This window comes from uncultured Allobaculum sp., from assembly GCF_948576815.1.
GTDB classification, from domain to species: Bacteria; Bacillota_I; Bacilli_A; order Erysipelotrichales; family Erysipelotrichaceae; genus Allobaculum; species Allobaculum fili.
The window spans coordinates 1-21,897 of the sequence record NZ_CAPAEZ010000042.1 but is presented as its reverse complement, the minus strand read 5'-3'; the positions used below and the strand labels follow the sequence as shown (position 1 = coordinate 21,897).

Genomic DNA, 21,897 nt, shown 5'->3' with positions numbered 1-21,897 from the left:
AGGAACTAACCTGATTTGTAAGTGAGCTTGTGAAGCTTAAGTGAACAGCATTGGTGCAGAGGGTAAAACAAAATCCAGAACGATGGAAACGCCATGAAACGCAGGGAAACCGCCGTATGGATTCGGCCGCTCTTGCATGCAGCTGTACTAATGAATCGTTTTTCCAAATTCGAGAAGTGCGCGCATTCCATTTTCGTGATAGGGCAGATTTTTTTCCTTCTTGTTAATCATCCAGACGTATTTTTTGCCGGCTTTGGTCGTGATGGTAATCGCGCGGGCAAAGGGCAGAAAGCCGTTGGCGGGACGGTTTTTGAAGGAAGCGATGTCTTCGCGCAGAAGACGGATGCCTTTTGTGGTGGAAAGATCCATGCGTGCTGCCGCGAACACGCCGTCGCGCTTGTTTTTGCGAACCAGCGGAAGCAGGTTCAGGCCGTCATCGCAAATCTGCACCAGATAGCCCCCGTAGGCGGAATCGACATCCGAAGTCATGGCTGTGCCGGCGCCCCCTAAAATCATGGCTGTCGTCGGCCAGGTCGAATAAACAATCAGATAGTCTTCCTTTCCTTTGGGAAGATGACTGCTCTTAAATAAGTCTTTGATTTTCTCTTCAGTATTAAAATCGTCAAGCATAATAAATCCGCCTTTCGTACTCTGACCAGTATAGCAGAAACCAACGGCCAGAAAACGTCTGTTTTCCATCGGTAAGCATTGCCAGGATGCATCCAGACGAGGCCGCAAAAATCCTTTTGTCTTCGAAAAAACTCTGCCTTTTCAAAAAGAAAAACGCATCGTCTTTTCCTGAGAGTTCCGGGACTGGACGATGCGTACGAATTTTACTGGGTTTCGCCGGGCTGTTTTGTCCGCGCCTCTTGCAAGACTTTCGGAACACGGTGTTCGCCGACATAAATGTTGGCTGGTCGAATCAGCTTGCGATTGTTCTGCCGGTTTTCCAGATGATGGGCAATCCAGCCGGCGCAGCGGCTGGTCGCAAAGAGCGGGGTAAAGAGCGACTGGTCGATGCCAAGCATGTGATAGGCAAAGCCGGAATAGTAGTCGACGTTGGCGCAGACGTGCGTGCCCTTGCGCTTTTTCATCGTGGCGACCGCCGCTTTTTCAAAGCGGTCCATCAGTTCGAACGTTTCCAGTTCGCCTTTTTCCTGCGCCAGCCGGCGGACTTCTTCCTTGATCAGCTGACAGCGCGGATCGCTTTTCGTGTAAATGGCGTGGCCGATGCCGTAAATCAGACCCGAACCGTCGCCTTCTTTTTTATCGAGAATGTCTTCGCAAAGCTGAAGCACGTCTTCATCGCTCGAATCCTTGTTCAGCTTTTTCAGAAGCATCTGCGTCTGTGCGCCGACTTTGCCGGCGGCACCGCCATGCTTCGGTCCCTTGAGCGAGCCGATGGCCGCGGAAATGCACGAGTAAATGTCGGTACCGGTGGAAGAAATGACGACATCCGCGAAGGTGGAGTTGTTGCCGCCGCCATGATCCGCGTGCAGCATCATCAAAACGTCCAGCACTCTGGCTTCCTGCTTCGTGTAGGGCTGGTTGTCTCTGGCCATCCAGAGCACGTTTTCCGCAAAGCCGGCGGCGGGAAGGGGATAGGAAGAAATTTTCTTATGCGAGTAGACCGAGAACACGAAAAGAGGCAGAGAAGAAAGAATGCAAAGTCCCTTCATCATGCGGTCCTCCAGCGTATCGGTATCGGGGTTGTGATCGAGGCCGTACAGTTTGAGAACTTCGATCTGCATGGCGTTAAGCAGATCCTTGGTCCGGTACGTTTCAAAAACGAGACTGCTCGAAAAGTGATGCTTGATCGCGTACTGAAATTCTCCGAGTTCCGCCGGGCTGGGCAGCTTTCCGAAAATGAGAAGAAAAGCGGCGGTTTCGTAGCCGCGGATTTTTGAATCGAGCTTTTCCATGGCGACCAGATCCTTAATGGAGTAGCCGCGGTAAATCAGCTCGCCGTCGATCGGGCGCTTATGGTTTTTGACCATCTCGTAGCCGATGACATCGCAGATGCGGGTCAGGCCGACTTTGACGCCGGTGCCGTTTTCATTTCGCAGCCCCTGCTTCACGTGATAAATGGAATACAGATCCGGCTCGATCGAATTGTCCGGCAGACAGTCGCGATAAACTGCTTTCAGAGAAGTGCTCATAAAAAAAGACCCCTTTCTTCGCTCAATGTTTGAGTCAGTATAACAAAGTGAAACACATTTCAAACATTGAAAACGGGAAATCGGGTTTTTCAGAAAGAAAAAACTTCCGTTTACAACCGATTTGATATCATTAGAAGAAAAAATGGAAGGGACGACTATGAAGAAGACTCTGACTCAAAAAATTCTCGATTCACACGTACTCAACGATGCCCATACCCCGGGCACACCCGCGGATCTGCGCATTGATCAGACCCTCACCCAGGATGCAACCGGCACGATGGCCTACATTCAGCTCGAAGCCATGGGCGTAGATCAGGTGCAGACGGAACTTTCCGTTTCGTATGTCGATCACAACACGCTCCAGTCCGGTTTCATGAACGCGGATGACCATGCCTATCTGCAGTCTGTAGCCGCTAAGCACGGCGTTCTGTTTTCCAGACCCGGCAACGGCATCTGCCATCAGGTACATCTCGAACGGTTTGCCCGTCCGGGCAAGACGCTGATCGGTTCGGATTCCCACACCCCGACGGCCGGGGCCATGGCCAGCTTTGCGATGGGCGCCGGCGGCCTCGATGTTGCCAAGGCGATGGCGGGTCTGCCTTATACGATTGCCTATCCAAAAGTCGTTGAAGTGCGCCTGACGGGAAAGCTTCCCCATGGCGTTTCGGCCAAGGACATCATTCTTGAACTTCTGCGCCGCCGCAGCGTAAAGGGCGGTGTAGGCAAAGTGTTTGAATATACCGGAGACGGCGTAAATTCGCTTTCGGTTTACCAGCGCGCGACCATTACGAACATGGGCGCGGAACTCGGCGCAACGACATCCATTTTCCCTTCGGATGAACGTACCCGCGAATTTCTGAAGCGACAGAACCGGGAAGAAGACTGGATCGAACTGAAAGCTGACGAAGGCGCCGTTTATGACGACGTCGAAATCATCGACCTGTCCACGCTGGTTCCGGCTGCCGCCTGTCCAAATTCTCCGGACGCGGTCAAATCCATCGAAGAGCTCGCCGGAAAGAAAGTCGATCAGGTCGCTATCGGCTCCTGCACCAACTCTGGTTTTGAAGATCTGATGAAAGCTGCTGCCATTCTTGAAGGCAAAACGATTGCGTCAAACGTTTCACTCGTCGTTTCGCCGGGCAGCCGTCAGGTTCTCATTAAGCTGATGGAAAACGGTGCGCTTCAGACGTTTGTCAAAGCCGGCGCGCGCATCCTCGAATGCACGTGCGGTCCCTGCATCGGCATGGGCCAGTCTCCAAAAAGCGAAGGCGTCTCTTTGCGTACGTTCAACCGCAACTTCTACGGCCGTTCCGGAACGAACTCAGCGGGCGTTTACCTCGTTTCGCCCGAAACCGCCGCGGCCAGCGCGATTGCCGGCGTGTTCGCCGATCCGCGCGCGATCGACTATCCGGACAGCGATTTTAGTGAACCCGTTTATATCGACGATTCCATGATTCTTGCGCCAAGCGAGCATCCGGAAGACGTGGAAATTGTACGCGGCCCCAACATTAAGCCGCTTCCGATCAACGATCCGCTGCCGGATGCGTTCGAAAAGAAAGTCGTCATCAAGCTCGAAGACAACATTACGACCGACCACATCGCTCCAGCCGGTGCGGAAGTGCTGCCGTATCGTTCCAATATCGAAAAGCTGTCGACTTTCGTGTTCCGCAACAATAAGGAAGGCTTCGACAAAATCTGCAAAGCCAATAACGGCGGTATTATCGTAGCCGGCGAAAACTATGGACAGGGAAGCAGCCGCGAACATGCGGCGCTCGCCCCGATGTATCTGGGCATCAAGGCGGTTCTGGCCAAATCGTTTGCGCGAATTCACCTGGCCAACCTCATCAACTTCGGCATTCTTCCGCTCACCTTCCAGAATCCGGAAGACTATGACGATATCGACGAGATGGACGTGCTCACGTTCGAAAATCTGCACGACCTCGACCCAGAACAGGGACTTCGCGTCATCAACCAGACCAAAGGCCATACGTATGTTCTCAACAGTCAGTTTGGACTGGAAGATCTGCCTACGCTCTATGTGGGCGGCACGCTGAACTATATCCGCTCCCAGCAGAAATAAAGAAGACTCTGCAAAGCTCAGAAAAAATGCGTCGGACGTTCATCCGGCGCGTTTTTTTTCTGGGCTGGACAAGCCATCGCCCAATCGCTCGATTTTTCGGTTTTCCGTCTGTCCGGATTTTGCCTTCACGGCTTTTCTGTGGTATCGATTCTTTATCCTGTCCGATCCGCTTTGCGGAGGGCATGATTTGAGACGTACGGATTATGATGTCTGCTGCACTGTCAGAGAAAGCGCTTAGAACGGCGACCGCCGCTCGGGAAAGGCTGTATGGTACGCAAAGCCTTTCCTTTTTTCACATAGAGCCTACAATAAAGAAAACGAGAACAGCACGGGAGCTCACAAATGAGCTGAGAGGGAGCTGGGCGCTCCGACCGCTAACCTGATTTGGATAATGCCAACGGAGGGAATTCTGCAGAAATAATCGCGGAGACAGCCGAAGGCGCTGTTTCCGTTTTTTCATGCAGAAAGGAGGCGTACACCCGGCTTTCGCACACGCGAAAGAGAGAAATAAAACGAGAAATCGATAGCCTGTCCCCGCTTCTGCTGCTTTCGTGCGGCCGGATCGCACTGAAGACAGACTTTGCGCATATTTTTACTGCCTTTAAAAGAAAGCGGCCAGAAGGGCAAAGGGAAAGCGTCTTTGCCTGAGGGAGAATCGATTTGTTCGAGCAGGAAGTTCTCAGCCTGGGAACTTCTTTTCTTTTTGGATGGAAAGTGAAGACACAGCGGTCAAAACGTCTTTGAAGAACGCACAAAGCGTCTGAAAAATGTAAGAAAATGAAACATTCGCCGGAAAACCTTTGTAAACTGCGGGAGGGAAAGTTGACACCGCACAGGGCGATTTATAAAATCTGGAATAAATTCACAAAGGCGCAGAAGGGCACCAGTACATCTTTGAACTGAGCAGAGAGCTTCCGTACGGTGAAAGGAAGACAGAGACAGGATGGAATCACAGCCCGGAGCCGGATTCAGGAAATGGGATCCCGGATGTCTCCGTTAAAGGACAGACTGTCTTTTCAGTTGCAGAGGCGTTCTTCGCGAGGAGAACGTAAAAAAAGGTGGGATCACGATACTTTCGTCCTTTGGGGTGAAAGTTTTTTTGTTTCTACGGCTGGATTTTGACGGATTTGAAAAATTCAAAACCGTCTGGACAGTCAGAAATTTAAGCCAGAAACGCCAGGAATGGCGTAAACCCGTAAACGATCAGAACAAAGGGATGGATCTTTAGATCCATTCCGGAAAGGATTTGTCATGGAACTGAGAACCCCGTTTGGATGTCGAGACGCGCTCTCGCGCGATGTGCGCAAGCAAAAAGCTTTATGTTCGCAGATTCTCGATGTCTTTGATGCCTTTGGCTTTGAAGAAGTCAGCACGCCGGCGATGGAATACTACCAGACGTACAATCAGGCGTTTTCCAATCTCGAAGACCGGCAGATGGTCAAGCTGTTCGACGAAAACCAGGATATTGTCACGCTCCGAATGGACATGACCATTCCGATCGCCCGCATCGCCGCGACCGCCCTGAAAAACGCGGCTCATCCGCTGCGTCTGTCCTATTTGAGCGATGTGTGGAAACTGCGCAAAGCCTATACCGGAAAAGCCATTCAGACTCTTGACTGCGGCGTCGAACTGATCGGCAGCACCGACGATCTGCAGGTTCTGATCTGCGCGCTGGAATCGCTCAAGGCGCTGCAGTCGTACGGTCTGAAAGACTGGCGTCTGGAAATGTCGGATGCGCGTCTGCTTTCCGACGCGGCCCGTCTGGTTTTTGATGACGAAGACGATATTGCGACGCTCGCGGATCTGAGTGATAAGAAGTCGATGGTCGAACTGCAGAACTTTCTCGATGAAAAGCATCTCGACCAGAACATACGGCGCTATTTCCTGCACCTTCCGCTGCTCGACGGCGGGTTTGAAACCCTTGAAAAAGCCAAGGCACTCGCCTTCGATCCGTCGACTGTAGCCGTTCTCGAAGAGCTCGAAGCGACTGGTCGTTTTCTGGAAGAAGCCGGCTACGGCGACATGATCGGCTTTGATCTGGGCAAGCTGCCGCATCTCAACTACTACACCGGCATCATTTTTGAAGCGTTCGTTCCCGGCGCTTCGAACGCGGTGCTTTCCGGCGGCCGTTATGACAATCTGATGAGCGCTTTTGGAAATTCGATGCCCTCCATCGGATTCGCCTTTAAAATCAATCCGTTAGTGGCTCTCCTTCCGGATCAGGAAGAGCGCCGCAAAATCGTGCTGGCCTATCCGCCGCAAAAAGCCAGAGAAGCCTTTGCGGAGGCGGCGCGCATCCGCAAAAATTTCGCCGTTTGCCTGCTGGAAGAAGAAGGCCTGGAAGACATTGAAACCCGAATGGAGTTACGCCCATGAGTCTGACGATTGCGCTGACCAAAGGCCGGCTCGAAGACAAAACGCTGACGATGCTCGAAGAAGCCGGCTACGGAACCGAAAAAGTTCGCAACAAAGGACGGGCGCTGATTTTGCCCGATACGGTACACGACATTCGCTACGTGCTCGTGAAATCCAACGACTGCATTACGTACGTCGAGCACGGCGCCGCCGATCTGGGCGTCGTCGGCAAGGATACGCTTCTCGAAAACCCGGCGGACTATTACGAAATGCTGGATCTGAACACCGGCAAGTGCCGCTTCATTGTCGCGGCGCTGCCCGATTCGGATCTGTTTACCAAAAAAGGACGCGTGCGCATCGGTACGAAATACCCGCACGTCGCCCGAGAATACTTTCTGAAACGCAACATGGACGTGGAAATCATCAAGATCGACGGGTCGGTAGAACTTTCGCCGCTGATCGGTCTGGTGGACGGCATCGTCGACATCATGGAAACCGGCAGCACCCTGAAAGCCAACGGCCTGCAGGTACTCGATACAGTCTGCGAGATTTCCGCGCGGGTCATTGTGAACAAAGCCAGCTGGAAGCTGAAGAAAAAGGAAATTGAACAGGTCCTTCTGGATCTGCAGAAAGCGGTGAGTGAAAATGCTTAAAACCATTGGAAAAGACGACCGGGCTGAACTGAAAGCCTACCTTCAGAGCCGTGCGTATGAAATTTCGCCGGACATGCTGGTGAAGACCAGTTCCATCATTGAAAAAGTCCGTTCCGGCAAAAATCAGGCGCTCCACGATCTGACCCTTCAGTTTGATCGCATCGATCTGGACGATCCTATCGTTTCTAATGAAGAGCTCGAAGAGCAGGCGGCCAAAGCCGATCCGCAATTTGTCGCGGCCATGCAGGAAGCCGCCCAGAACATTCTGGCTTACCACGAAACGCAGGTGCAGACGCCGCAGTCTCTGGAAAAAGAAGACGGTGTATACCTCGGCTGGCGGGTGCTGCCGCTCGATGCGGTCGGCATTTACGTCCCCGGGGGTCGGGCGCAGTATCCTTCTTCCGTATTAATGAACGCGATTCCGGCCAAAGTGGCCGGCGTTCGCCGCATTGTCATGACGACGCCTCCGGGAAAAGACGGAAAGATTTCACCCAACCTGGCGGCCGCGGCGAAAATTGCGGGCGTCACCGAAATTATCAAAGCCGGCGGCGCGCAGGCGGTCGCCGCACTGGCGTATGGTACAGAAACGATCGCGCCGGTCGATAAAATTACCGGCCCTGGAAATATGTACGTCGCTGCAGCGAAAAAGCTGGTTTTTGGAAAAGTCGATATCGACATGATCGCCGGACCCAGTGAAATTCTCGTCGTTGCGGACGAAAACGCCAATCCGGATCATGTCGCTTCCGATCTGCTTTCCCAGGCGGAACACGACCCGATGGCATCCTCGATTCTGGTCACCACCAGCGAACCGCTCATCGAAGCGGTCAATCAGGCGCTGCGCGAACAGACGGACGTTCTGCCGAAAAAAGAAATTATTGAACAGTCCCTGGCTTCTTTTGGAACCGCCATTCTGACCGATACGATGGATGAAGCCATTGAAATATCCAACGAAATCGCACCGGAACACCTCGAACTTCAGGTGGAAAACGCGATCGACTATTTGCCGCTCGTTAAAAACGCCGGCAGCGTCTTCCTCGGCTATACGACGTGCGAAAGCATCGGCGACTACTTCGGCGGCACCAACCACGTTCTGCCGACCAGCGGCACAGCCCGCTTCTCTTCCGCTTTAGGCGTCGACGCGTTTACCAAAAAATCTTCTTATATGTATTACTCCGATCAGGCCCTTCAAAAGAATGGACACAAGATCATTCGCATGGCGCAGGAGGAAGATCTCGAAGCGCACGCCAACGCGGTGCGCATCCGCCTGCACGACGCGTCCGAAAACCAGGATGAGATCGAGCGCGAGGAAGGGGAGTAAGCCATGGGCTATACCTATGAAGCGCACAGCCACCAGGGCGTCCTGCTCAATGCCAACGAATCGTCCAGACCCTGGGATTCCCGCATCCTCGATACGTTTCACGCGCTGCTTCAGGAGAGCGCGCTTAACCGCTATCCCGATGACGACGCCATCGAACTGCGCAAGGCCATCGGGAAGCAGACCGGTCTGAAGCCGGAAGAAATTGTCGTGGGTAACGGCAGCGACGCGCTGCTGCAGCTGATGATTACCACGCTTTGCCGGGATGGAAAAACGCTGGTCATGCTCAATCCGGACTTTGGCATGTACCGCTTTTACGCCGGCTGCATCCAGTCCGATACGTGTCTGTATGATACCGCGTGGGACGGTTCGTTTGATCTCGACGATTTTGTCCGCTTCGCTAAAGAACACAATGCAGGACTTGTCCTGCTTTCCAACCCGAACAATCCGACCGGACATCTGTTAACCCGCGAGGAAATCGACCGGCTGGCGACTATGCTCGATCCGATTGTTCTGGCTGCGGATGAAGCGTATATGAACTTCTGTGATCAGTCGGCTCTGAATCGGATTGAAAAACATGACAATCTGATCGTCACGCAGACGCTTTCCAAAGCCTGGGGTGCCGCGGGAATTCGGCTGGGCTATCTGAGCGCTTCGCCGCAGCTGCTCGAGAAGCTGGCTTTGTATAAAATCGTCTATTCGATTTCGACGCTTGATCAGCTCGCCGCACGTGCTGTTCTGGCCCATCCGGAAATCATGGAAGACTATCTGAACGTCATCGTCGACGAGTCGAACCGCATTCAGGACGAACTCAAAGCCCTCTCCTCTCTGGAAGCGGGCGAATTTCACGCCAATTTTTATGCGCTGCGTCCAAAGGACGATCCAAAATCGATTGAAGCGCTCGAACAGGCGTTTGAAGAGGCTGGCATTACCGTTCGTACGTACGGCAATAAGGAGCGCATCCGCATTACGATCGGCCTGCCCGAAGAAAACGACCAGGTTTTAGCCATTCTTAAAGCCTTTAATGACAGAAACGCAAACCATTCAGAACTTTCGAAGAGCGAAAATTTCGAATTTTCCAAAGGAGAAGAGCATGCGTAAATCGAATGATCGCCGTGTTACAAAAGAAACCCAGATCGAGATCGCGCTCGATCTCGATGGAACAGGCGAAGCCTCCATTGCGACGCCCATCGGCTTTTTTAACCACATGCTTGAGCTGTTCGCCTTTCATTCCGGCATGGATCTGCGTCTGAAAGCGGACGGCGATGTCGATGTGGACGACCATCATCTGATCGAGGATACCGGGATTTTATTAGGAAGCCTCGTTCGAAATGCCCTGGGCGACAAGCGCGGCATTGCCCGTTACGGAAACTGCCGCCTGCCGATGGACGAAAGTCTTGCGCAGGTCGATCTCGATTTTTCCGGACGCCCGTATCTTGTACTGGACGTACAGTTTCACCGGGAATCGATCAACGGCTTTTCCACGGAAATGATTGAAGAATTTCTGCGCGCCTTCGCCTTTAACGCGGGGCTGACGCTGCATGTCCACGTGTATGGCAAAAACGATCACCACCAGATCGAAGCCATTTTTAAAGGACTGGGCCGGGCGATCCGTCAGGCCATCCGGATTGAAAGCGACCGTCTGCCGTCGACGAAAGGGGTGCTGGAATGATTGGAATTATTGATTATGGAATGGGCAACCTCCATTCCGTGACGTCCGCCTGCAGCCATCTGGGTCTGGAGACGAAAATCGGTTCTTCGCCAGCGGAGCTCGAAGACTGCTCCAAGCTCATTTTGCCCGGGGTCGGCGCGTTTGAAGACATGATCGGCGCTCTGCACAAAAACGGCCTGTATACATGGCTTCTGAAAAAAGTCAAAGAAGATCGCATCCCGCTGCTCGGCATTTGTCTGGGCATGCAGGCTCTGTACGAGCGTTCGTTTGAATTTGGCGAACACGAAGGTCTTGGCCTTCTGCAGGGAAGCGTGAAAGCCATGGAGCCGATTGAATTTCATGAAGACGGAACAGCGATTACGCTGCCGGTTCCGCAAATCGGCTGGAACCGTCTGTACTGCGCTTCGAATTTTCCAATCGCGAAAGAAATCGAAGCCGATCCGTACGTATATTTCGACCACAGCTACGCGGGTATGGACTGGAATCCGTCCGAGCTGGCGGCGTACTGCAGCTATGGACCGTATACGGTTCCGGCCATCGTATGGAAAGACAACGTTCTGGGCTGCCAGTTTCATCCGGAAAAATCCGGAACGACGGGACTGCGTATTCTGGAATGGTTTGGAAAGGAGTTTGGCGCATGATTATTTTTCCAGCCATTGACATTCTCGGCGGCAAGCCGGTTCGCCTGCGTCAGGGCGACTACAATCAGGCCAGTCAGGTCGCTGCCGATGTGCTGAGCACCGCCGCTTCGTTTGAAAACGACGGCGCCGAGTTTATTCATCTCGTCGATCTGGACGGCGCCAGAGCCGGTCATCCCGTCAACGATGAACTCATTTTAAAAGCCGCAAACGCACTCCATATTCCAGCGGAAGTGGGCGGCGGCATCCGAACAAAAGCCGATGCGAAACGCTACCTCGATCATGGCATGCACCGCATCATTCTGGGCACAGCGGCTCTGGAAGATTTGCAGATGGTCAAGGACCTTTGTGAAGAGTACGGCGATCGGATCGCCGTCTCGCTTGATGCAAGAGACGGCCGGGTCATGGTCGCCGGCTGGCTCGAAGATGGCGGCATCGAACTCGATGACGCCGTAAAACAGATGGAAGAGGCTGGTGTTCAAACTTTGATCGTTACGGATATCCGCAAGGACGGCATGCTCATGGGCCCTTCCTTTGATCTGATGGAGCATCTTTCTTCCTTTACAGACTGTCAGCTGGTCGCTTCCGGCGGCGTCAGTCAGCTGAGCGATATTGAGCGTCTTGCAAAGCAGAATCTGTATGGCGCCATCGCCGGCAAGGCGATTTATTCCGGATCGCTCTCCTTAAAAGAGGCGATTGCGGCCGGAAAAGGCGTGGGGGAGGATGCGTCATGTTAGTGAAACGAATCATTCCCTGTCTGGACGTACGCGATGGCAAAGTCGTCAAGGGCGTTCATTTTGAAGGCATTCAGGAAGTCGGGGATCCGGTGGAGCTGGCCAGAAAGTATAACGACCAGCGTGCGGATGAGCTCGTCTTTCTCGACATTACAGCCACCTGGCAGGGCCGCAAGACGATGGTCGAAACCGTAGCCCGCGTGGCTGAACAGGTTTTTATTCCGCTGACCGTAGGCGGGGGCATTTCCTCGATCGAACAGATCCGTGATCTGCTCAATCACGGCGCGGACAAAGTGTCTCTGAATTCCGCCGCGCTCGATCATCCCGAACTGATCGAACAGGCCGCGCGCATGTACGGTTCGAGCTGTATTGTGCTGGCGGTCGATGTCAAGCGGCAGCCCGACGGTTCCTGGCACTGCTACAAAGCCGGCGGCCGGATCGATACCGGACGCGACGCGATCGAATGGATTCGAGAAGGCGTGCGTCTTGGCGCCGGAGAAATTCTTCTGACGAGCATGGATGCGGACGGCACAAAGCAGGGCTTTGACCTCGATTTGTGCAAAGCCGTTCGAAAGGCCGTCAGCGTGCCGCTGATCGCTTCGGGCGGCTGCGGCAAGCTCGAAGATTTTGCGACAGTCTTTGAAGAAGACGCCGCGGATGCTGCCCTGGCTGCGTCGCTTTTTCACTACGATGAGCTGAGCGTAACGGATGTTAAAAACTATTTGAAAGGAAAGGGGATTGCGGTTCGATGACGGGCAAGGATTTCGATCTCGATTTTGAAAAAGGCGGCGGACTCATCCCGGCCGTTGTGCAGGACGCCAAAGATGGCACCGTTTTAATGGTCGCCTGGATGAATGAAGAAGCGCTGGAAAAGACGCTGGAAACGAAAAAAGCAACCTTCTGGTCCAGAAGCCGCAATGCGCTCTGGATCAAAGGCGAAACGTCCGGCAATTTCCAGATCGTTCAGTCGATGTACAAGGACTGCGACGGGGATACGCTGCTCGTTCAGGTAGAAAGTACCGGTCCTGCCTGTCATACGGGCAATCGCACTTGTTTTTATCGCAAGCTGGAAAGCTTTGAGGAGAAAGAGCATGAAGAATAACGAAATGCAGGAACTGTACGAAACCGTCATGGATCGCAAAGCCAATCCTGAAGAAGGCTCGTATACGGCGTATCTTTTTGGAAAAGGCGAAGAAAAGATTCTCAAAAAAGTCGGCGAGGAGTGCACGGAAGTCATTATCGCCTCGCTCAGTCAGGACAAGGAACATCTGATCGGCGAAATGGGCGATCTGCTGTATCATCTTTGCGTGCTGATGGCACAGAAGGATGTCAGCTGGCATGAAGTCGAAGCCGAACTCGCGAAGCGTTCGCTTAAAAAGCACAATCTGAAAGCCGAACGCCGCCCGGTTGAAAACTACTAGGCATCCAGTTAGACTATCTATTCCAGACAAGAAATAATCTAGAATCGGAAGCCGTACAAAAGTGCCCGATTTCATCTCGTCTGTACAGAGAGCAAGACTCCTCTCTGAAATCCTGCGCGTTTCCCCGGGATATGCGCTTTTTTCACGATACCGGCCTGCCTTGCAGGCTGCCGGAAAAAGCGGTACAGACAATCTTTCAAAATTGATAAGAATTTCACAGGATAAGTTTTGACACCAGACAGTAAACTGGAAAGCGAGGTGAGCGCATGGACTCGGCAATACAAAAAAAGACAAATCCTAAAGCGGTCTACAACGGATCAAAACGCCGGTCGGCTCCGTCCGCTTCGTCCTGGCGCGCAGGATGGAAGAAATTTTGTGACCGGACGCGCTTCTGGACAAGGCACTGCAGCCGAAATATAAAAAAGTACTGGAAGAGCTCGCTGTTCTGGTTTGGCGCCGGCATTGTCGGCATGGCCAGCGGCCTGCTTCTGGCTTCCGGGGAAGGATCCCGGATCCCGTTTACAATTCTGATCAGCCTGCTGCTTTCCTTTCTCATGGTCTGCGGCCGCTTTAAATTTGAAGAAGCGATGCGAAACCTTGTCCTGTGCGTCGTTGGTCAGATATTGGCCGGTCTGCTCATGGATGTTTCGAGCATGATCACCCTGGTATTTTGCGGACCGATCGTTTTGCTGGTGAGCTATCCGTGCTGGTTCTGGCTCACGCGCTGCGACTGGGAAGCGAGCGCCGGCCGGTGGGGGCTGTACTTCGTTTTGCTTCTGCTCGGTCTGCTTGCCGTACCGGAGCGAAGACTCGTTTTCATTCTTTTACTGATCGTGCTGATAACCGGCGTCCATCTGTTCTGTACCGGCGGCATGCGGCCGATCCGCTTTCGCCGCCCGGTCAGAAGCGCCGAACGAGTGCATGCACCAAAGTCGAAGCATCGAAACCGTGCGAATGCGGGTCTGGAACATACCTCGCTGCAGAGCGTCATGCTCGAGCGGGCCAGACGAAAGGCGATGAAAGATCGAGCGCGCCGGCTGGCCGGTCTTTCGGATCTGCAGGAAAACCGGACCGGGGAAAAGAAAGCCGTACGCAATAAAACGGCGGTCCGATAAGGGCAAAAAATGCGGATCGAATCCCTGGATGGTCCTGCTTTATGAAGCGCTTTTGCTCCGCAGTCTGCGGGGCTTTTTTTACGGAAATCGGCAAGAATTCTCTCCAACTGGAGAGTGTTTGGAGAAAGCTTTCTGCAGCCTTGCATCGCATCTGGTCCATCCAGAGGGCTTCTGGAAAAATTCTTCCGGCCATCTGAAGGTTTTCTTAAAAAAGCGCGCAGATGCATACGGCGCTTTATACTGAAAGCATAGTGTCTGCTTAAGAAAAGCCTGTGCAGACACCAGAATTAGAAGATAAAACCAGACTGGAAGCTCTGGCGCGAACATACGCGGCAGGCAAACGGGAAATTCCGATCCGTCTGGAGACAGGAAAAGAAAGAGGGGAACACGATGAACCATACGATTCTTGTTGTTGAAGATGAAAAGGGGCTTCGCGATGCGATTGCGATTTATCTTCGTTCACAAAACTACGAGGTCCTGCTGGCCGCCAACGGCGCACAGGGCCTGGAAGAGCTTGGCAAAGCGGGAGACAAAATTCATCTGGCCATCGTCGATCTGATGATGCCGGTCATGGACGGTCTGACCATGATTCAGGAAGTCCGTAAAAATTATGATTTCCCGATTATTATCCTTTCGGCAAGATCCGAAGAAGTCGATAAGATCAACGGCCTGACGATCGGTGCCGACGACTATCTGACCAAGCCGTTTTCGTCCATGGAACTGCTCGCCCGCGTCAAGGCGCAGCTGCGCCGCTACGACAGTTTTCTGGAAATGAAAAACGCCAAGGATGAACCCGATAACGCTTCGCTCGTCAACCGCGATCTGTCTCTGAATCCGATGACCAAGGAAGTGTTTGTCCGCAATGAGCCGGTGCATCTTACCCCGAAGGAATTCCAGATTCTTGAACTGCTCATGCGCCATCCCGAGCGTGTCTATTCCGCAGCCGAGATTTATGAGCTGGTCTGGAAAGAAGATGCGATTTCGACCGAAACCATTACCGTCCACATTCGAAAACTGCGTGAAAAAATCGAAGAGGATCCGAAAAAGCCGCAGTACATTCAGGTGGTCTGGGGCCTCGGCTACAAAATGCGCAAAGATCCTCTGACGGCATGATAAGCGGAGCCCGGCTGATCGAGCCGGCTTCGACGGCAAGTCTGGACAGCACGCAGAGCGCGCCGAATACAGCCTTTGAAGACGAGCCCAAAAGCAGCACCAGCTTTCAATCGGCAAAGCCGGAACTGAAAAAAAGCGGGAAATCGAACGGTGCGAAAGTGTTTCCCTGCCTGCTTTGCATTTTGCTGCTCATCCTGAGTACGCTGGCGACCAAACTGACGTCCAAAATTACCCTGCAGGGGGAAGAAACGCTCGATGTCTTTACCGAAGCGCTGGCCCCGTCGCTGGAAGCCATGGCGGTGGTCCGGGCCAGATCGCTAGTTCCGGGCACCGAATGGCTGAAAACGGATGAGGAAACCGATTCGACGATACGGCAGTACATCGAGGAAAACGCCGGCAACAGCATTCGCTCTTCCGCCGAATCTCTGGCGCGCGATTCCAACCTCGCCTGGATTATCCGCTACGGCGGAAACGAGTATTCCCACAACTGGAAAGATTCTTATAACCAGACCGACGGTGCACTCGACTACACGATCCGCTCTTCCGCGGGCGGCATCACGTATTCCGGCGCAATTCAGCCGGACGTCTCCTTTTCGAGGGCGCGTTCGATTCTCGTCAATCCGGCGCTCGTTCCCGAAGAGCGGCGCAATTCGCCAAGCGGCTGCGAATACGCGTATTCGCTGGTGCTCCCGGACGATTTTTCCATTCATTACTACGTACCCAAAACGCTGCAGCCCAACGGCGGCGTAGTCGCCCGCGTCGCTGCGGACGTCAACCAGACCGGATTTGATTTCTGTAGGTTATACGGATCCATCGTCGTGGTTCTGTTCGTCCTGCTCTTTCGCTACCGGCTGGAAGAAGGGCTGCCTTTACTGACACAGCTCAGCCGGATGAAGGCGCTGTTTGCGATTCTCGTTCTTGGCGGCATGTACGCGATTCTTTCCCCAGGCCTGAACCGTGTCACGATGAATTTTGCGAACGGTTCGCTGAAGGCGCAGTACCTTTCCTTTGCGATGAACGACTGGCAGGCGGAACTGGTCGCCTGGGCGACCGTCATTCTGCTCTGGTTCCTGGTTTTTATGACTGTCGCGTTGCTCGCGCTCTACATTAAGCGCATTTTCAAAATGGGTCCGGCAGCTTTTGTGGAACAGGATTCTCTTTGCTACTGGGGTTATGTGCATGCCCACGACTGGATTCTGGAAAGCTTCTCTTCGCAAAACCGGCACATGCCCGTATTCCGTCTGACGATACTATCTGCTTTATGGATCGTTCTGACGGGAGCATTCATGCTTCTTGGCGTCCTGTTTTTCGACCTTTTTGGACTGATTGCGGCTGTGCTGATCAGCTGCCTGATCGCCATTCTTTTTGCAGTCGGCATTGCCAAAGCCATATCGCAGGATTTTCAGCACGTTCTGGATGCTTCGCATTCTCTGGCCATGGGCAACTACAGCGAGTTCAAGCCGGAAAAAGCCGGCATGTTCAATCCGATCGTCAGTGATCTGGTCCATATTGCGGGCAATTACGAAAACGCGCGCAACGAAGGACTGGCCAGCCAGGTGTCCAAGTCCCAGCTGATTTCCAACGTTTCGCACGACTTGAAGACGCCAGTAGCGGGCATTCAGAGCTATTCCGAGCTCATCAGCATGTCCGACAACATGGACGATATTCATCATTACGCCAGCCATCTTCAAAATTATTCCGCCCGTCTGGCTTCGCTGATTGAAGACCTGTTTGATATCACCAAGGCGACCAGCGGCGATATCGTACTCGATCTCGTTCACATCGATCTGTGTGAACTGGTCGAACAGGTGCAGGCCGAATGGATCGATACGCTGGCGGAAAAACAGCTCGAAACGATTATGAATCTGGACGGACCGGTCATGATCGATCTCGATCCGAACAAGATGGTCCGCGTCATCGACAACCTGTTTTCCAATATCCGCAAGTATTCGCTGCCCGGCTCCCGCGTATTCATTACCCTGATCAACCGCGGTTCGAGCTGCGAGCTGATTTTCCGCAATACGTCAGCAGACATTCTCGACTTTGATCCCGAACAGATCATGGAACGTTTCGTACGCGGCGATGCCAGCCGTCACGAAGCGGGAAGCGGTCTGGGTCTGGCGATCATCAAAAGCTTTGTCGAAGTCCAGAACGGCGACTTCATCATTCAGACCGACGGCGACATTTTCAAAGCCATCATGAGCTTCCCGCTCGATCCGGCCGAAAACATTCCGCTCGCCGATTCGAAAGAGAAGAGTGCGGTTCGTGCGGATACCGGCAAAGCGGAGCCTGTCCTGGATGACGAATCGTCCGTGCAAAACGGGGAAGCCGTCGACGACGTTTATGTTCAAGAAGAACCGGCCAGCCCGTCTGTTCTGGAAGAAGAACTTACTGGAAAAGAACCTGCACCCAAAAAGCCTTCCAGTCTGGAAGAGACCATGCAGGCCTCATCGAAACCGGAAACAGCCACTGTACCGCTGCCCGAAACAAAGACGGAGGAAATCCGGACTTCCAAAACGACGAATCCAGTAAGCGTCAATCCAGAGACGGATCCGCTGCTTCTGGCCTCGATTACCAGTCTTCAAAAAGAAGGCCGGCTGTCTGCCGATTCCGAAAAAAAGAATGAGGAGAATGCTCCGGGCTATTCAGACGGGAAATAATTCTGGACTCTTAAATCAAGCCGAATTCGAAAAGTACACGAATTCGGCTTTTTCCTTTCGCTTTTTGAAAAAATGAATGTTAATAAATACAATACGCGTGCCAATTTGGACAGATAAGCAACCAGTTAAGACCATTATGGAAAAGATGCAGGCGGCAAGGCGGTATTTGAATCCGGCTGTGATAGGCTATAGCCATCCAAACCGATGAGCGAAGGCCAAAAAAGATGACTGCCATCAAGGAAGCTGGTCCAGAAGAAGGATCCCTGATCTTTCCCTGACGTCTGATCCCACCTGCATTTGGCGATGCAAAGCGATCCTTGACAAGACTGAAATACCAGCCGGAAAATGATTCCCTTCCAGGAATTCAAGGAAGCCTGCCATACGGTTAAGGGCTCTTCGGAGCCTTTTTTCGAATTAAAGCGAATCGATCAGGGTAGCGAACAATTTGGAACGGCCAGACGATCTGAACCGGTAGAAACCGTTCGCCTGCGATTCGCGGCAGAAAGGGGGAAAAGCGATGACAAACAGACGCTGGATTTTGAATCTGGTCGTGATCGCGGCAGCGCTGATCGGCATCGTCGCCAGTCTGTTTGCGTGGATGTACGCGGCCATCCCGGCCAGAACGGCACAGGCCATTCTGTTAGGGGTGACGATTGCGGCCGTCCTGATTCTGGCCGGAATTAACTATGCGTACAGCGCGTACGGCAAACGCTTTCACAAAGTCTATCCCGACAGTCACAATCACTGACGGATTAACCGGATTTAACCAGGTTTAAAGGAAACAAAGAGACGCCCCTGCGGCGTCTTTTCTTTACGTCTGGAACACGTTCGATCCACGCCTGGCAGAACAGAAGCAAAGCAGCGCTCTCGTAAAGTGCAGGCGAAAAAGCGAAAGCCCGATGAATCACGATGGAAAAACGGAAACATGAAGAATCTGTCCGCATATGGGGAAAAGAGGGAAATTGGGCGCTTCTCTGGTCTCGTTGTATAGTTATAGCGGTGATGAAGATGAAACCCTGTGATCCAATTGGCGTATTTGATTCCGGACTTGGCGGACTGACCGTCGCGGCGCAGATTCGAAAGGAACTGCCCAATGAGACGGTTCTTTACTTTGGCGATTCCGCCCGCAATCCGTATGGGGAAAAGCCGCGTGAAGTCGTCGAGACGTATTCGATGGAAATTGTCGAAGCCTTTGCCAGACAGCACGTCAAAGCGGTGGTAATCGCCTGCAACACGGCGACCAGCGCTGCCGCCCCGCTGCTGCGCGAACACTTTGATTTCGACATTATTGGCATGGAACCGGCTCTCAAAGTCGCTGCCGATCTGAAAACCCCGTCGATCATTGCGGTCTGGGCCACGAACCTGACGCTTCATCAGGAAAAGTTTGAGCGGCTCAAAAACCGTTTTCAAAGCGGCCATGAGATCATACGGGTACCATGTCCAGGACTCGTCCGGCTTGTGGAAGAAGACCGTCTGGACGATCTGGAGGCTGTCGACGCGGCGCTGAGAGACTATCTGGCGCAAAGCAGGAACGCAGAGTTTATCGTTCTAGGCTGTACGCACTTTCTGTTTTTCAAGCAGCGCCTGCAGCAGCTCGCCGGTCCGAACGTTAAAATTGTGGACGGAAATGAAGGAACGGTGCGCCATCTGAAGCATCTTCTTGAAGAGAAGCATCTGCTCAATCCGGATTCTTCTCACAGGGAAGACAGGCTGCAGATCGACAATTCCGATCCGAGTCAGATTGACCTGTCCTGGAAACTGGTCCATCGAATGGAGGAAACGTATGAATAAAAATAAAAACGCCTGGCTTGCCTGCGATGACAGGACGCTTGGCGAAATCATGACGTTTGCCCAAGGCTACATGAATTTTCTTTCCCTTGGAAAAACCGAACGCCGCTGCGTCAGGCAGGCGATTGCGCTTGCTGAAGGTTTCGGCTATCGCAACATTAACGAATACGCCGAAAACGGCAAGAGCCTGAAGCCGCAGGACAGAGTCTATTTCAATATGATGGATAAAGCCGTTGTGCTCTTTCACATCGGCAGCGATCCGATCGCCAAAGGCATGAACATTGTCGGCGCGCACATCGACTCGCCCCGTCTCGATCTCAAGCAGCATCCGCTCTATGAGCAGGACGGCATCTGCCTGTTCGATACCCATTACTATGGCGGCATTAAGAAATACCAGTGGACGACACTTCCGCTGGCGATGTATGGCGTGGTTGTTCTGAAGGACGGCACGCACATGGATATCGCCATCGGCGATCATCCGGAAGACGAAGTGTTCTGTATTACCGATGTCCTGCCGCATCTTGGCAAGGATCAGGCCAGCAAGCCCACATCCAAAGCCATCGAAGGCGAAGCGCTGAACGTCATCGCCGGTTCCATTCCGCAAAAGGAAGACGGCGACGAAAAAGCTTCCGATCCAGTCAAGGCGAACATTTTGCGTCTGCTCAAGGACCGCTACGGCATTGATGAAGATGACTTCATCAGTGCCGAACTCGAAGTCGTTCCGCAGGGCGAAGCCAGAACGTGCGGCCTCGATCGTTCCATGGTTTTAGGCTATGGACAGGATGACCGCGTCATGGCCTACACGGGTCTGATCGGCCAGCTCGAACTCGCGAACGAAACGCTCGAGCGTACCGCCGTATGCCTGCTTGTGGATAAGGAAGAAATCGGATCCGTCGGCGCGACGGGCATGCAGTCGCATTTCTTTGAAGACCAGGTGGCTGAAGTGCTCTCCTTACTGGGCGAGTACAGCGAACTGAACGTTCGCCGGGCTCTGCGTCATTCCACGATGCTTTCGTGCGATGTTTCCGCAGCTCATGATCCCAACGTACCGGAAGTTTCTTCCCCTAACGGCAACGCCGCGCAGTTTGGATGCGGTATCGCGATTTCCAAGTACGTCGGTTCCGGCGGCAAGAGCCATTCCAACGACGCTCGTGCGGAATACATCGCCGCGCTGCGCAAACTGCTCGATGATCACGATGTCGTCTGGCAGACCGCGGAACTCGGCAAAGTCGACCAGGGCGGCGGCGGAACGATCGCCTACATTCTGGCCAACTACGGAATGGACGTCATCGACGCTGGCGTGGCGCTGATGTCCATGCATTCTCCGTTTGAACTGAGCTCCAAGGCGGATGTGTATGAAGCCTTTTGCTGCTGCAAGGTTTTCCTGCAGTACATGCGCGATCTGCAGGCCAATTCGCTTTAAGATTGATTCCCCCGAAGATTCGGGGGATTTTTTTCGCTCTGTGGTTTCGGCCACTCCCTTTACGCTTTTTGACGAATTTCCAAAGACGTTTTGAAGGGAGAGGAAATATTGCGTATGGTGGAGGAAGCCAAGGAGAGCGAATATGAAATACTATGCAGCTTATGGAAGCAACCTCCATCTCGAACAGATGAAAGAACGATGCCCGAACGCGATCCCGATCGGAACCGCCCGTCTTGCAGACTGGAAGCTCGTCTTTAAAGGAGACAAGGGAGAGTTTTATCTCTCGATCGTCCCAAAGAAGGGGGCTTTTGCGGATGCGGGCATCTGGCAGGTGGACGCTCAGGACGAAGCCGCGCTTGATGAATACGAGGAATATCCCGCGCTGTACAAAAAGTTCACGCTGGATTTGCCCGTCAGTTTTTTTGACGGACATCGCGAATCTCTTCCTGTGTTTCTTTACGCCATTCCCCTGGGCTTTGCGGATGGCAGGCCAGAAGAAGAGTACGTACAAATCTGCGAAGCGGGCTGTCACGACTTTGGTCTGGATCCGGCGCCTTTGTTTGCGGCTCTGGAAAGGGTGCCGGCGCAGACCGGCCAGAAGTCCTGAGCCTGGAAAGGAAAGAAGATCCGACAGGGCAGCGTGGCCCGAACAGCAGCCCTGAACAGGAAACCAGACGATCGCTCTGTATGAAACAGGGCGTTTTTTTTCAGGCGAAACGCAATGCTGTTCACTTAAGCTTCACAAGCTCACTTACAAATCAGGTTAGTTCC

At 53.1% G+C, this 21,897-nt stretch carries 20 protein-coding genes, 1 riboswitch and 1 other annotated feature; of the genes, 18 read left to right on the top strand and 2 right to left on the bottom strand.

Annotation, left to right across the window (positions count from 1 at the left end):
• Nucleotides 1-147 precede the first annotated feature (147 nt).
• Complete coding sequence (locus Q2J39_RS07005; protein WP_288876496.1) at nt 148-630, bottom strand: hypothetical protein; 483 nt, start codon at nt 628-630, stop codon at nt 148-150.
• Nucleotides 631-833: 203 nt separating this feature from the next.
• Nucleotides 834-2,159 (bottom strand): citrate synthase, encoded by a 1,326-nt coding sequence (locus tag Q2J39_RS07000; protein WP_230267468.1) that lies wholly within the window; start codon nt 2,157-2,159, stop codon nt 834-836.
• A 157-nt stretch (nt 2,160-2,316) separates the two neighbouring features.
• On the opposite strand from Q2J39_RS07000, the gene Q2J39_RS06995 reads away from it, so the two are divergent.
• The 18 genes from Q2J39_RS06995 (at nt 2,317) to Q2J39_RS06910 (ending at nt 21,733) form a co-directional block, all read left to right on the top strand.
• On the top strand, nt 2,317-4,239 hold the full coding sequence (locus Q2J39_RS06995; protein ID WP_288339709.1) for an aconitate hydratase: 1,923 nt from the start codon (nt 2,317-2,319) through the stop codon (nt 4,237-4,239).
• 318 nt (nt 4,240-4,557) lie between these two features.
• A riboswitch (TPP riboswitch) is annotated at nt 4,558-4,664 on the top strand.
• A gap of 439 nt (nt 4,665-5,103) precedes the next feature.
• Nucleotides 5,104-5,325: a binding site (T-box leader), on the top strand.
• Nucleotides 5,326-5,490: 165 nt separating this feature from the next.
• Nucleotides 5,491-6,615 carry an ATP phosphoribosyltransferase regulatory subunit gene (locus Q2J39_RS06990; RefSeq protein ID WP_288339711.1) on the top strand — a complete coding sequence of 375 codons (1,125 nt, stop codon included), beginning with the start codon at nt 5,491-5,493 and terminating at the stop codon, nt 6,613-6,615.
• A complete protein-coding gene (gene hisG / locus Q2J39_RS06985) occupies nt 6,612-7,247 on the top strand; it encodes an ATP phosphoribosyltransferase (protein WP_230267463.1) in 636 nt (211 codons plus the stop codon). Before Q2J39_RS06990 ends, hisG begins: the two co-directional genes overlap by 4 nt.
• Complete coding sequence (hisD, locus tag Q2J39_RS06980) at nt 7,240-8,565, top strand: histidinol dehydrogenase (protein WP_288339730.1); 1,326 nt, start codon at nt 7,240-7,242, stop codon at nt 8,563-8,565. Before hisG ends, hisD begins: the two co-directional genes overlap by 8 nt.
• 3 nt (nt 8,566-8,568) lie before the next feature.
• On the top strand, nt 8,569-9,663 hold the full coding sequence (locus Q2J39_RS06975) for a histidinol-phosphate transaminase (protein WP_230267461.1): 1,095 nt from the start codon (nt 8,569-8,571) through the stop codon (nt 9,661-9,663).
• Nucleotides 9,656-10,234 (top strand): imidazoleglycerol-phosphate dehydratase HisB, encoded by a 579-nt coding sequence (gene hisB, locus Q2J39_RS06970; protein ID WP_230267460.1) that lies wholly within the window; start codon nt 9,656-9,658, stop codon nt 10,232-10,234. Before Q2J39_RS06975 ends, hisB begins: the two co-directional genes overlap by 8 nt.
• Complete coding sequence (gene hisH, locus Q2J39_RS06965; RefSeq protein ID WP_230267459.1) at nt 10,231-10,875, top strand: imidazole glycerol phosphate synthase subunit HisH; 645 nt, start codon at nt 10,231-10,233, stop codon at nt 10,873-10,875. Before hisB ends, hisH begins: the two co-directional genes overlap by 4 nt.
• A complete protein-coding gene (gene hisA, locus Q2J39_RS06960) occupies nt 10,872-11,609 on the top strand; it encodes a 1-(5-phosphoribosyl)-5-[(5-phosphoribosylamino)methylideneamino]imidazole-4-carboxamide isomerase (RefSeq protein WP_230267457.1) in 738 nt (245 codons plus the stop codon). Before hisH ends, hisA begins: the two co-directional genes overlap by 4 nt.
• Nucleotides 11,603-12,358, top strand: a complete 756-nt coding sequence (gene hisF, locus Q2J39_RS06955; RefSeq protein ID WP_288339715.1) for an imidazole glycerol phosphate synthase subunit HisF — start codon at nt 11,603-11,605, stop codon at nt 12,356-12,358. The genes hisA and hisF overlap by 7 nt, the downstream gene beginning before the upstream one ends.
• Entirely contained in the window at nt 12,355-12,708 is a 354-nt protein-coding gene (hisI, locus tag Q2J39_RS06950) for a phosphoribosyl-AMP cyclohydrolase (RefSeq protein WP_230267453.1), read from the top strand. The genes hisF and hisI overlap by 4 nt, the downstream gene beginning before the upstream one ends.
• Entirely contained in the window at nt 12,698-13,027 is a 330-nt protein-coding gene (gene hisE / locus Q2J39_RS06945) for a phosphoribosyl-ATP diphosphatase (protein WP_230267451.1), read from the top strand. The genes hisI and hisE overlap by 11 nt, the downstream gene beginning before the upstream one ends.
• Before the next feature lie 266 nt (nt 13,028-13,293).
• The gene (locus Q2J39_RS06940; RefSeq protein WP_288339718.1) at nt 13,294-14,142 is read left to right on the top strand and encodes a hypothetical protein; all 849 of its coding nucleotides are present in this window, start codon (nt 13,294-13,296) and stop codon (nt 14,140-14,142) included.
• Between the two features lie 390 nt (nt 14,143-14,532).
• The gene (locus Q2J39_RS06935; RefSeq protein ID WP_230267449.1) at nt 14,533-15,255 is read left to right on the top strand and encodes a response regulator transcription factor; all 723 of its coding nucleotides are present in this window, start codon (nt 14,533-14,535) and stop codon (nt 15,253-15,255) included.
• Nucleotides 15,252-17,915, top strand: a complete 2,664-nt coding sequence (locus tag Q2J39_RS06930) for a histidine kinase dimerization/phospho-acceptor domain-containing protein (RefSeq protein ID WP_288339721.1) — start codon at nt 15,252-15,254, stop codon at nt 17,913-17,915. Before Q2J39_RS06935 ends, Q2J39_RS06930 begins: the two co-directional genes overlap by 4 nt.
• 517 nt (nt 17,916-18,432) lie before the next feature.
• Complete coding sequence (locus Q2J39_RS06925; RefSeq protein ID WP_288339723.1) at nt 18,433-18,663, top strand: hypothetical protein; 231 nt, start codon at nt 18,433-18,435, stop codon at nt 18,661-18,663.
• 254 nt (nt 18,664-18,917) lie between these two features.
• Nucleotides 18,918-19,706 (top strand): glutamate racemase, encoded by a 789-nt coding sequence (gene murI / locus Q2J39_RS06920; RefSeq protein WP_230268457.1) that lies wholly within the window; start codon nt 18,918-18,920, stop codon nt 19,704-19,706.
• A complete protein-coding gene (locus Q2J39_RS06915) occupies nt 19,699-21,126 on the top strand; it encodes an aminopeptidase (protein WP_288339726.1) in 1,428 nt (475 codons plus the stop codon). Before murI ends, Q2J39_RS06915 begins: the two co-directional genes overlap by 8 nt.
• A 142-nt stretch (nt 21,127-21,268) precedes the next feature.
• Nucleotides 21,269-21,733, top strand: coding sequence for a gamma-glutamylcyclotransferase family protein (locus Q2J39_RS06910; RefSeq protein WP_288339728.1), 465 nt, complete (start codon nt 21,269-21,271; stop codon nt 21,731-21,733).
• The last annotated feature ends 164 nt before the right edge of the window (nt 21,734-21,897 follow it).